Annotated in this window: 10 protein-coding genes; 6 read left to right on the top strand and 4 right to left on the bottom strand. The window is 67.5% G+C overall.

Annotation, left to right across the window (positions count from 1 at the left end; all coding sequences use genetic code 11):
* The first annotated feature begins 193 nt into the window (after positions 1-193).
* A complete protein-coding gene (locus AC1VVK_RS05870) occupies positions 194-1,375 on the top strand; it encodes a lactonase family protein (RefSeq protein ID WP_482904728.1) in 1,182 nt (393 codons plus the stop codon).
* Positions 1,376-1,392: 17 nt separating this feature from the next.
* The gene (locus AC1VVK_RS05865) at positions 1,393-1,761 is read left to right on the top strand and encodes a glutathione S-transferase N-terminal domain-containing protein (RefSeq protein WP_165912164.1); all 369 of its coding nucleotides are present in this window, start codon (positions 1,393-1,395) and stop codon (positions 1,759-1,761) included.
* Positions 1,762-2,098: 337 nt separating this feature from the next.
* Here the strand turns inward: AC1VVK_RS05865 and AC1VVK_RS05860 are convergent, their stop codons facing one another.
* The 4 genes from AC1VVK_RS05860 to AC1VVK_RS05845 form a co-directional block, all read right to left on the bottom strand.
* A complete protein-coding gene (locus AC1VVK_RS05860; protein WP_482904727.1) occupies positions 2,099-2,773 on the bottom strand; it encodes a cytochrome b/b6 domain-containing protein in 675 nt (224 codons plus the stop codon).
* Positions 2,770-3,279, bottom strand: coding sequence for a cytochrome c (locus tag AC1VVK_RS05855; RefSeq protein ID WP_132386893.1), 510 nt, complete (start codon positions 3,277-3,279; stop codon positions 2,770-2,772). Before AC1VVK_RS05855 ends, AC1VVK_RS05860 begins: the two co-directional genes overlap by 4 nt.
* Before the next feature lie 102 nt (positions 3,280-3,381).
* Positions 3,382-4,452 carry a 4-oxalomesaconate tautomerase gene (locus AC1VVK_RS05850; protein ID WP_482904726.1) on the bottom strand — a complete coding sequence of 357 codons (1,071 nt, stop codon included), beginning with the start codon at positions 4,450-4,452 and terminating at the stop codon, positions 3,382-3,384.
* A gap of 123 nt (positions 4,453-4,575) precedes the next feature.
* Entirely contained in the window at positions 4,576-5,499 is a 924-nt protein-coding gene (locus AC1VVK_RS05845; protein WP_482904725.1) for a tetratricopeptide repeat protein, read from the bottom strand.
* 235 nt (positions 5,500-5,734) lie between these two features.
* Between AC1VVK_RS05845 and AC1VVK_RS05840 the strand changes: the two genes are divergently transcribed.
* From AC1VVK_RS05840 to AC1VVK_RS05825, 4 genes are read left to right on the top strand one after another with little or no spacing between them, the layout of a single operon-like run.
* Entirely contained in the window at positions 5,735-8,143 is a 2,409-nt protein-coding gene (locus tag AC1VVK_RS05840) for a cyclic nucleotide-binding domain-containing protein (RefSeq protein ID WP_482905125.1), read from the top strand.
* On the top strand, positions 8,143-8,991 hold the full coding sequence (locus tag AC1VVK_RS05835; RefSeq protein WP_482904724.1) for a hypothetical protein: 849 nt from the start codon (positions 8,143-8,145) through the stop codon (positions 8,989-8,991). The genes AC1VVK_RS05840 and AC1VVK_RS05835 overlap by 1 nt, the downstream gene beginning before the upstream one ends.
* 7 nt (positions 8,992-8,998) lie before the next feature.
* On the top strand, positions 8,999-10,843 hold the full coding sequence (locus AC1VVK_RS05830) for a cytochrome c3 family protein (protein WP_482904723.1): 1,845 nt from the start codon (positions 8,999-9,001) through the stop codon (positions 10,841-10,843).
* Between the two features lie 40 nt (positions 10,844-10,883).
* A complete protein-coding gene (locus AC1VVK_RS05825; RefSeq protein WP_482904722.1) occupies positions 10,884-11,732 on the top strand; it encodes a phosphodiesterase in 849 nt (282 codons plus the stop codon).
* Positions 11,733-11,804 lie beyond the last annotated feature (72 nt).

Below are 11,804 nucleotides of genomic sequence, written 5' to 3'. Positions count from 1 at the left end.
GCGGTCAACCTAAGTACCGGATGCGGCAGGCGCAATGGCCCTCGCGCGCCCCCCCGAACTCCTCCCCTTGCAGGGGAGGAACTTTACAAAGGCTTCGATTCCGCACCGTCCCCGATAGATTGCGCACGGTGCTGTGGCCGGGTCCGCATTAGCTCGCTAACCTGCGGGGCAAGATCGGGAAAAGGATGCGAAAATGAAAGCGAAGCTGTGGGGTAGCGCCATGCGCTGGGCGACGTCCGGCATGACGGCCATCGCGCTGACGGGGTGCGCGACCGTGCCGACTGCAAGCGCTCCGGTCCAGACGCTGGCCTATGTCGGCACGCAGGGCAGCGGGCCGGGGCAGGGCGTGGTGGCTGTACGGTTCGATCCGCAGAGCGGCGCGCTCACTTCGCTGGGTGTGGTCGCGGAAGTCGACCGGGGGACCTGGGTACTCGCCGATTCCGCCCACCGCCGCCTTTTCTCAGTGAGCGAGACGGGCAACGACGGCACGATCCATGGCGCCGTGCTGGGCTTCTCCTACGACCCGGCGACCGGCGCGCTGGCGCCTCGCGGACGCGCCGATTCGGGCGGCGGCGGGCCGACCCACCTTGCGCTGTCGCAGGACGGGCGGACGCTGTTCGTCGCCAACTACAGCAGCGGACACGTCGCGACGATCCCGGTCGGGGCGGACGGAACGCTGGCCGCCGCGCCGTCCAGCGTGGAGGCCCATACCGGCTCCGGCCCCAACGAGCGGCGGCAGAAGGGGCCGCATGCGCACGGCGTGACGCTAGATCCTTCGGGCCGCTGGCTGCTGTCGCCCGATCTCGGCGCGGACAAGGTCTACGTCTACCGCTTCGATGCCGCCAAGGGCACGATATCACCCGCGCCGGAGCCTTTCGCATCCGTGACGCCCGGCGCCGGCCCCCGGCACATCGTGTTCTCGCCGGACCGCCGCCATGCCTTCCTGATGGAGGAAATGGGGGGCTCGATCGTCAGCTATGCGTGGGATGCCGGGCAGGGACGGCTCACGCCGCTGTCTACGGTCCAGCTCGATGCGGCCGACTTCGTGGGCACGCGCAGCGGATCGGAAATCGCGATCTCGCGCGATGGGCGCTTCCTCTACGCAGGCAACCGTGCGGCCAATCGCATCCAGATCTACGCCGTGCGGCAGGACGGCGGACTGGCGCCGATCGACACGGTGGACAGCGGCGGACAGATCCCCTGGGCCTTCTCGCTTTCAGGCGATGGCAAATGGTTGGTGGTCGCCAATCAGGGCGGCGCGCAAGGTGGCGGCAATCTCGCGGTCTTCGCGGTGGACCGTGCCAGCGGCAGGCTGACCGCGACGGGCAGCGGGCTTGAACTGGCCAAGCCCACCTCCATCTCGTTTACCGAATGACCGAACGAGGAAAACCCATGTCAGACAGTCTGTTCCGCCCCGTTCTCTATCTGAAGGCGACGTGTCCGCACTGCCTCAAGCTGCGGATCTTTTTGCTGGAGGCGGGGCTTCTCGATCAGTTCGAGCAGCGCATTTTCTCAGCCGGGGATGAGAACGAAGCCGCGATCCGCGCCGAGCTCGCCCCGCATTTCGAGAAAGTGACGTTCCCGACCGTGCAGTACGCGCCGGGCAAGTTTATGAACGATTCCGATGCGATCATTGCGCACTATGCGGAGGCCGAGACGATCGACCGGGGCGACCTGCCGATCTTCGGGACGTATGCGGGGAGCGTGTTGCCGAACTACATGGCGGCGCGGAAGGAACTGCGGGAATTGAAGCAGGGGTGAAGCGGGGGAGCGAGCATCGTCTTCTCCATCTCCACCCTAGCCCCACCCACCCCGCTCATCCTGAGCCTGTCGAAGGATGGTAGACCCAGCGCCCCGCCTCAGGGGGCTTCGACAAGCTCAGCCTGAGCGGGGTTGAGAGGTTGGGCTGAGAGCAGGGCTGTCAAAATGGGGACTTCGTCGCCAGCGGAACGGATGTTCTCTCAATCCGTCATCTTGAACTTGTTTCAGGATCCATTTCGCAGGTTAGCCCGGAACCCCGATGGGTGCTCGACGGGCGCCGAACCATGGCTTGCGTCTAAAGCGACTGGGCGGAACGGAAGCCTCCGACCGTCCGCCGCTAAGCCTTGACCCCGCTCCAGATCGCCCAGCCGACCAGCCATGCCACCACCACACAGGCGAAGAACCGCCAAGCCGGCGCACGCACCAGCCCCGGCGTGGCCGCAGGCAACACGCGCTTGCCGGTCACCATCGGCGCGATCAGCCGATCTCGCCTGACCGCGCGGTAATAGACGATCGCTACAAGGTGCAGGGCGATCAGCGCGAGGATCAGATAGAACACCAGCCCGTGCAGGTTACTCGCCCGGTCGGCGGTGCGGAAAGACACGAGATGATTGAGCGGGCCAACGGCGCCGTCATCCTCGTCGCCCGAGAACAGCCCGAGCGTGACCTGAAGCCCCATCAGGCCGAGCAGCGTGATCACGCTCCAGCCGCCCGCCGGGTTGTGCCCGGCAGCGGCGGCATCGGTCTTGCCGCGCAAGTAGGCCAGCACCGCGCCGGGGCCGCGCACGAACGCGGCGAAGCGCGCGGTCGAACCGCCCACGAAGCCCCAGAGCACGCGGATCACCAGCAGTTGCAGCAAGACCGTGCCGATCTGCATGTGCAGGGCCATCCGGTCGTTCTCGGCCGTCCACCAGAGCGCCGGGATCAGCACCACGAAGCTCCAGTGGATCACCCGGACCGGCAGGTCCCAAAGCGCGGTGCGGACGCCCGTGGGGGCCGCCGGGGAACTCACTTATCTTTCTTTCGGAACGTCTCGTGGCAGCCCTTGCAGGCGGCGCCGATGCCCGCCATCGCAGTATTCGCGGCGGCGAGGTCCTTGGCATCGGCAGCGGTCTTGAGCGTTCCGGCGGCGGCGATCAGCTTGTCTGCGGCGGCCTTGAACTCGGCGTTTTTCTGCCAGATTATCGGCAGGGCCTCGGTCTTCGGGGCTTCAGCCGGGCCGGTGCCGTCGGGGAACAGACCCACGATCTTGCCCGCGTCCGTCTGGATCGCCTGAGCGGCGGCGGAGGCCGTGGGGAAGTCCGGCGTCGAGGCTTCGAGCGCGACTTTGGCCACTTTGTTGGACTTGGCGATGTCCTTGAAGTTCGCCTTGCGCGTCTTGACGATCGTGGAGACGTCGATCGGGGAATTCGTGGCGGTGGCGGTGCTGTCAGGGGCGGCTTGCGGCCCCTTGCAGCCGGCGACAGCGGCAAGCGCCGCAGCGGCGATGGTCGTGGTCAGGATGAATTTCGAGGCCATGTCGCAACTCCTGTCGGGCGGGATGCCGATCGATCCCTTGAAGCCCTGATAACCCGGAATGTTGCGACGCGGCGAGCGCTTTTTGCAGTTAGTGATTGGCGCTCAAGCGAAAACCACCCCGTCCATCAGCTTGCGCGCGGTGCGAAGGAGGGCGGCGCTCACCACGGCGCCGCCCTCGTCCACTTCGAGGACGCAGGACATCTCGCCGGTCGGATGTTCGACCGACAGCGTCTTGCGGCGACCCTCGGGGCATATGGCGACTTCGGCGGCGGGCGAGCCTTCGATCAGGCAGGCCGTCGCCACCGAGACCGCGCCGAGCACGCCGATGGTGGCGTGGGCGCGGTGGGGAATGAAACTGCGCACGGTCACCGCACCGCCATGCTTCGGCGGGGCGACCAGCATCATCTTGGGAACCGACTTGTCCTTGACATCGCCGAGGTTCATCCGCTCGCCCACGGCAAGGCGGATGGCCTCGATCCTGGCCTTCAACTCGGTATTGGCGTCAAGGCTTTCGCGGTCTTCGTAGCCCGTGATGCCGACGTCCTCGGCCTTCATGACGACGCAGGGCATGCCGTTGTCGATCAGCGTCACGCGCACGCCGTTCACTTCGTCCACGGCATTGCCGGTGGGCAGCAGCGCGCCGCAGGAAGAACCGGCGGTGTCGCGGAATTCCAGCGGGATCGGTGCGTGGCTGCCGGGCACGCCGTCGATCCTGGCATCGCCCTTGTACGTCACCTGTCCGCCCGGCGTCTGCACGGTGGCGACGGCGACCTGGCCGGTGTTCTCCATGAAGATGGCGACGTTCGTCTCGTCGCCGGTGGCCGCAATCAGCCCGCGCTCGATAGCGAAGGGGCCGATCCCGGCAAGGATATTGCCGCAGTTCTGCTGGTCGGTGACGATGGCCTGATCGACGAAGACCTGCAGGAACAGGTAATCGACATCGATCCCTTCGCGGGCAGACTTGCTGACGACGGCGACCTTGCTGGTCAGCGGATCGGCGCCGCCCATGCCGTCGATCTGGCGCGGATCGGGCGAGCCCATGATCGCGAGCAGGAAGGCATCGCGCGCGGCGGTGTCTGCGGGGAGATCGGACTTGAGGAAGTAGCCGCCCTTCGAGGTGCCGCCACGCATCCACATGCAGCGCAGACCATCGATTTCGCGTTCTTCACTCATGGCGCACTCCCGGCAGGATCGATTCGACGTTGGGGACACATGCTCCCCACATCGCGCGCGAGGGAAGCCGGTTACGGCGCGCCGTGATTGGTTCTGGCTAATCGTGCGCGCCGTGGCCCCCTGTCAGTGAATGCCGAGAACGTCTGCCTGCTGGCGCAAATCCCCGCTACGCGAGGGGTTGGCGGCGATAGCATCGGCGAGCGCCTTGCGGGCCTTGTCGGTCTCTCCCAGCGTCGTCCGGCTGCGCATCAGCATGATCCAGCCGTCGACATTTGAAGGCTCGGTCGCGAGCCGCGCTTCGAGGCGGGCGACCATGCCGTCCGCCATTTCGCGCTGTTCGTGCGGGGCCATCCGGGCGGCGGCGGCGATGTCACCGGCGCTGGGCCCGGGAATGCCTTGCGTGGCCAGCGGCATTTCCTGCGCATGCGGCAGGGCGGCCGCGGGCAGGGCCTGCGCTTCGGCCAGTTTCTTCGTCACGTCGATATGGTTTATCGTCGCCACTTGCTGAATGGTGCGGACGAGATCGGTGCGCCACGGGGCATCGGCGGGGGAAACGCGCAGCAGCGCCAGCCAGTCGTCCAGCGCGCCGGCATGATCCCCGTTCAGATCGCGCTTCACGGCCAGGAAATAGCGGGCGCGGGGATCGGCCTTGTCGAGAGAGGCGGCCTTGCGGAAGGCCTCCAGCGCGGGTTCCGGCATCGGATCGTGTTCGCTGGCCATGACTCGCGCCTCGCCCAGCGCAGACCACAGGACTGCCTTATCCGGCGCGATGGCGGCCGCGCGCGCATAGGCATCGGCCGCTTCGCCGTAGCGATTCTGCGCGAAGTAGGCGAGGCCGAGCTTCTGCCATGCGGCGGCATCGGCGGGCGCATCGTGCGCGGCCTGTTCCAATGTGCCGACAGGGTCTGCGCCCGGCGCGATTGCCCCGGCGGCTGCGGCTTCCGGCCGGTGTTCGTTGGTGCGCCAGACGGCCACGCCGACCGCACTTGCGGCAACCAGCCCGGCGACGACCAGCGCCGCGCGCTGGACACCGATCTTTGCCCCCATCGGTAAACCCCCTGTTGTAACATCGGAAAAACCGATCCATGAGAGCCCGGTCGGCCCCAGGGGGCACGTCGGACGCTGCTCGCGAGCGCAGATGCGGAATTTCACCGCACTTTGCAATCGCGGGGCCCATTCGCTGGGCAGGCATCCGGCGTGGCGATGTCCATCGCGGCTCGGCAGGGGGAATTTGGTGACGGAACGCGTCCGACTGGCCATCGTGGGCTCGGGCCCCGCCGGCATGAGCGCGGCGGGCCGCGCAGCCGCGCTTGGCATGAGCCACGTGCTGCTGGAAAAGACCAACCACCTGTCGGACACGATCTTCAAGTACCAGAAGGGCAAGCACGTGATGGCGACGCCCGCCTCGCTGGTGCTGCGGTCCGATTTCGATTTCGACGCCGGCAAGCGCGAGGCGGTGCTGGGCACCTGGGACGAGCAGGCCGCCGCACAGGGCATCGCCGTGCGCTACCACGCCGAAGTCGTTGCCATAGAGGGCGAGAAGGGCGCCTTTGTCCTGAAGCTGAAGGACGGCGCGCGGATCGAGGCGGAAGCCGTGATCCTCGCGATCGGCACGCAGGGCAATCCCAACCGCCTGCGCTGTCCCGGCGCGGACATGCCGCATATCCAGTACCAGCTCGACGATCCCGGTGAGTATATCGATGAGCACGTGACCGTGGTCGGTTCGGGCGATGCGGGGATCGAGAATGCGCTGGGGCTTGCCGCCGATCCGGCGCAGGGCAATGTCGTCACCATCCTCAATCGCGGCACCGAATTCGCCCGCGCCAAGGAAGGCAACGTCACCCTGTTGGCCGAAGCCGAGGCGGCAGGCCGCATCCGCGTGCGGAATGAGACAACGCCGGCCGAAGTGCGCCTTGGCGAACAGGGCGGCGAACTGGTGCTCGATACCCGCGACGGGCAGGAGACGATCCGCTGCGACCGGATCATTGCCCGCACCGGCTCCGCCCCGCCGCGCAAGTTCGTGGAAGACTGCGGGATCGCCTTCACCAGCCCAGAGCGGGAGGCATTCCCCGTCCTCTCCCCCCAGTTCGAGACGACACGGCCGGGCATCCACGTGATCGGCGCGCTGGCGGGTTATCCGCTGATCAAGCACTGCATGAATCAGGGCTACGACGTCGTCGAGTTCCTGAACGGCAATACCGCGCTCAAGCCTGCCGACGAGCCGATACTGGCCGAAAAATTCGCGCCGCTGCCCGGCAATCGCGGGGTCGAGGAATGGCTCACGCTGTTCGGGACGCGGATCGAGATCTTCCGCGAGATTTCGGCGCTGCAATTGCGCGAGATCATGCTCGATTCCGCCGTGCGCGCGGTTCCCGCAGGGGCGGCGGTGTTCCTGCGGCATGAGCCCGGCTCCTCGCTCTTCGCCATCGCCGAAGGATCGGTGCTGGTGGAAGTCAGCAAGGACGATCCCTCGATCACCGTGCCCATTGGCGAGGGCTCTATCTTCGGTGAAGTGGGCCTGATCTCGGGCCGCAGGCGCGGGGCGACGGTGCGGGCGGGCAGCGACCTGATCGTCGTCGAACTGCCGCGCGCCGCCGCGCTGAAGCTGATGGCGACGGCGCCCGCCGCCGCCCGCGTGGTCAACCGCATTTCGATCGAGCGGCAATTGCTCCAGATATTCGGATCGGGGCTGACGCCGGACGATATCGCCGAACTGGTCGCCGGGGCCGAAGTGGTGGAGGCTCGGGCGGGCGACGTGGTGATGCAGGAAGGCGCGGAAGGCACCGATATCTTCATCATCCGCCGCGGATCGATGGTGGTGGAGCGCGAGATCGCCGGAAAGCCGGTGTTCCTCAGCTATCTGCCCGCCGGGGCCTATGTCGGCGAGATGGCAGTGATCGACGGATCGCGCCGCTCCGCCACGGTACGCGCAGCGATCCGCTCCGAACTGATCCGCCTGCCGGGCGAGGCGTTCATGCGCCTGCTGGACCGCAAGCCGCAACTGCGCACCAAGGCCATGGGCGAGATGGAGCGGCGGCGCGAGGTCAATGCCTTCATCGAAGGGCGCAAGGAGAACTTCTCCAGCGTGGTCGACATGTATTCGCAGACCGCGCAGTTCCTGGTCGACAACGGCATCGGCGAAGCGACCGACGTGCTGCTGATCGACGAGAAGCTTTGCGTCGGCTGCGACAATTGCGAGAAAGCCTGCGCGGACAGCCATGACGGCCTCTCCCGCCTCGACCGCGAGGCGGGTACAACTTACGCACATCTCCACGTGCCCACTTCGTGCCGCCACTGCGAACATCCGCACTGCATGGCCGACTGCCCGCCCAATGCGATCCGGCGCGGCCCGGATGGCGAGGTGTTCATCGACGAGACTTGCATCGGCTGCGGCAATTGCCAGCGCAACTGCCCCTACGGCGTGATCCGCATGGACGCGGTGCCGCCAAAGAAGCCTTCGCTGCTCTCGTGGATGTTTCTCGGCAAAGGCCCCGGACCGGGCGAGCCGGGCAAGGACTGGCGCAAGAAGCACGCGGGCAAGGTCGAACAGCCGAAGAAGGCGATCAAGTGCGACATGTGCGCCGGGATCGACGGCGGCCCTTCGTGCGTGCGTGCCTGCCCCACCGGCGCCGCGATCCGCGTTTCGCCCGAGGCGTTCCTGACTGTCGCGCGGTTGGGGGAGGAGGGCTGATGGCCACCACGCCCTTGCGTCAGAACCGTGAGGTTACCAGCAGTCACGAGAGTTTCCTGCGCCATCGCCGCTTCCGCTGGGCGAAGCTGGCGGGCGGGCTCTGCCTTGTCAGTGCTGCCGCCTATATGCTCACCGATCCCACACCGCGCCCCGGCGGGGGGACCTGGCTGGGCTATACCCTGGGCACGATCGGCGCGCTGCTGATTGTCTGGCTGGCGCTGCTGGGCATTCGTAAGCGAGCGATCACACCGGGGCGCTGGTCGCTCAAGGCGTGGACTTCGGCGCATGTCTACCTTGGCCTTTCGCTGGTGGTGGTGGCGACCTTGCACACCGGCTTTCAGCTTGGCTGGAACGTCCACACGCTCGCCTATGCGCTGATGATGCTGGTGATCGCCTCGGGCCTGTTCGGGGTCTGGGCCTATGCCGCGCTGCCCGCCGCGCTCAGTTCGAACCGGGAGGGGATGACGCAGGCCCAGATGGTGGAGGCGATGCGCGCGCTGGATCGGCAACTGGACGAGGCGGCCCAGCCGCTCGCCCGCCGGGAGGCCGATCTGGTGCTGGCGGCGCTGGCCGAAGACCCGTTCACGGCCGGGCTGTGGCGGCGGCTTTCGGGGAACTATCCGCACTGTGCCACGCAGCGGGCGATTGCCGGGCTCGATGCCGCCAATCCCGATGTGGAGCGCGTCGAAAAGCTGATGATGCGCCGCAAGGCCATGCTGGACCGGCTGCGGCGGCACATGCGGCTCAAAGCGCTGCTGGAAGTCTGGCTCTACGTCCACGTGCCGACGACGATGGCGCTATTGGCCGCGCTGACCGCGCATGTCGTTTCCGTGTTCTTCTACTGGTGAGCCGCAAGTGACGTTCCGCATCCGCCAGATCGAACGCACCGCCGCCGGGCGAGAGATCGTGCGCGACCGCGACGTGGTGGGCGATGCGCTCACCATCGGCCGCCTTGCCGACAACGATCTGCACTTGCCGGATCTTGCCGTGGAGCCGCGCCATGCCGTGCTGCACCTTGCCGCCGAAGGGCGGGTGCGGGCAGAGGCCGTGGGCACGCTGGGCTTCGTGCTGGACGGCAGCGAGACGCGCAGTGCCACGCTCGACCCGAAAGTGGGCGGGGAACTGGGCTTCGGCACTTATCGCCTGACACTGGGCCGGGCCGAGGACGGCACCGCGCTGCTCACCGTGCGCAAGGGCGAGGACGCCGCGACCCGCTCGGGCGATCTGGAGGAAAAGCGCGGTTTTTCGCTGCAAGGCGTGCTGCCGGGCAAGCGCTGGGTCTCGTGGACGCTGGCGCTGGCGATCCTGCTCGCATTTCTGGCAGTGCCGATCGTCAGCAACCTCACGCGGACGCCTGATCGGGGCGTGATCGGGGACAGGAGCTGGAACCCCGGCGAACTCAGTCTGGCCCACCACACCCTGAGCGATCGCTGCGAAACCTGCCACGTCAAGCCGTTCGAGCCGGTGGGCGATGCCACGTGCCGCTCCTGCCACAAGACCGTGCACGACCATGCCGACCCGGCCCGCCTTGCCGCCGCGCGCGGCAACCTGCCGCTCGGCGAGCGGGCACTGTGGTCGGTCGCCCGTGCCTTCGGGCACGAGGGGCCGGGCGCCTGCCGCGATTGCCATGTCGAGCATCAGGGGCCGACCCGCATGGCCGAACCTGCCCAGCAGTTCTGCGCCGATTGCCACGGCGCGCTGAAGGACAAGCTGCCCGACACGCGCCTCGGCAATGCGTCGGACTTCACGCGCCTGCACCCGCAGTTCACGGCCACCGTCGTTACCGACGCGATGAGCGGCAAGACCGCCGAACTGTCGCTCGACAAGCCCTTGAGCGAGGACAACGGGCTGGCCTTCGCGCATCGCCTCCATCTCGATCCGCGCGGCGGGGTGGCGCGCATGGCGATGAACCTTGGTGCCGCGCGCGGCTATGGCGCGAACGGGCTCCAGTGCAAGGACTGCCACCGCCCCACCGAGGACGGCGTGCGCTTCCAGCCGGTCCGAATGGAGCGCGATTGCGAAGGCTGCCACTCGCTCGCCTACGACCGGGTCGGCGGGATCGTCCGCCGCCTGCGCCACGGCGACGTGGAGCAGCTTGCCGCCGATCTCACCGCCGCGCGCTGGACGCCGCGCGCCTATATGGCGGCGCGTCCAGCCGGAATGCAGGTGGGCGCGCGGCGGCGGCCGGGTGTCTTCGGCGAAGGCGGCCTCTACCAGTTCCGCTATGCCCAGCCGGTGCAGCAGCCGGTACAGGCCTCATGGCCGGGCCTGAGCCTCGCATCCGCGCTGTCCAGCAAGGGCGTCTGCGGCGAATGCCACCGCGCGGCGATGATCGACGGCAAGCCCGGCGTCGTACCGGTCCACCAACCTGCGCGCTACATGATGCGAGGCTGGTTCGATCATGCCGCGCACCGGCAGGAAAGCTGCACCAGCTGCCACGCCGCGCCGAAGTCCGACCGCGCCGCCGATGTGCTGCTGCCGGGCATCGCCCAGTGCCGCACCTGCCATGTCGGCGCGGCGAAAGGGGCCTCCCTGTTGCCGACACGTGCAAAAGTGCCCTCGACTTGCGCGATGTGCCACGGCTTCCACGGGGTCTCCTCGGGATCGCGCAAGGCCGTGCCGCGCGACGCCGTGCACGACGAGGCGCTTGAACTGCCGGTAACCAAGGATTTCAATGCCCCGGACAGACCGGGCACATAGAAACGGGCCAATAACGAAAAGAGCCTTCGGGAGACACGCCTTGCTGATTGCCCAAGTGACGGACATCCATATCGGCTTCGACCGGGGCAACCCGGAGGAGTTCAATGTCCGCCGCCTGCTCGCGGTGCTGCGGCGTATTGCCGAAGGGCCGCAGCGGCCGGATCTGCTGCTGCTTTCGGGCGATCTCACCGAACATGGCGATGCGGAGAGCTATGCGCTGCTGGCGCGTCTGGTCGAAGGCTGCCCGATCCCAGTGGCGCCGATGACCGGCAATCACGATTTGCGCGGGCCACTGCTGGCCGCGTTTCCCGCTTGCCCCAGCCACGACGGCTTCGTGCAATATGCTATCGAGCTGAAAGGCCTGCGGGTGCTGGTGCTCGATACGCTGGAGGAAGGCCGCCACGGCGGCGGTTTCTGCGAAACGCGCGCGGCATGGCTCTCGGCGCAACTCGCCGGGCATCCGCATGCGCCCACGGTGATCGCGCTCCACCATCCGCCGTTCGAGAGCGGCATTGCCTGGCTGGACTGCGACGCGCGTGAGCCGTGGATCGCCCGCCTTGCCCAGGCTCTTGAGGGGCACCGGCAAGTGGTCGGGCTGTTGGCGGGGCATCTCCACCGTCCTATCCACACGCTGTGGAACGGCATTCCCGCTACCGTCTGCGGATCGAGCGCGGCTCCGGTTGCGCTCGACTTCACCCCCGCCGATCCGGCTCACCCCGACAAGCGCGCGATGATTACCGACGAGCCCCCCGTCTACGCCCTCCACCGCTGGGATGGCGAGCGCCTGATCTCGCACATGGAGCAGGGGGGCGAGATCGACGTGCTGGCGCGTTTCGACGCCGCGTTCCAGCCGATCGTGCAGGCTATTGCAGCGGAGCGGCCTGAGTAACGCAGCACCGGCGCGGGGCCATTGGACAGGCTCTGCGAAGATTCCGATGGTTGGTGCCGAGGTCTCTGTTAT

The sequence above is a fragment of the Novosphingobium sp. BL-S-32 genome, from assembly GCF_056857055.1.
This window is presented reverse-complemented; position numbering and strand designations above follow the sequence as displayed.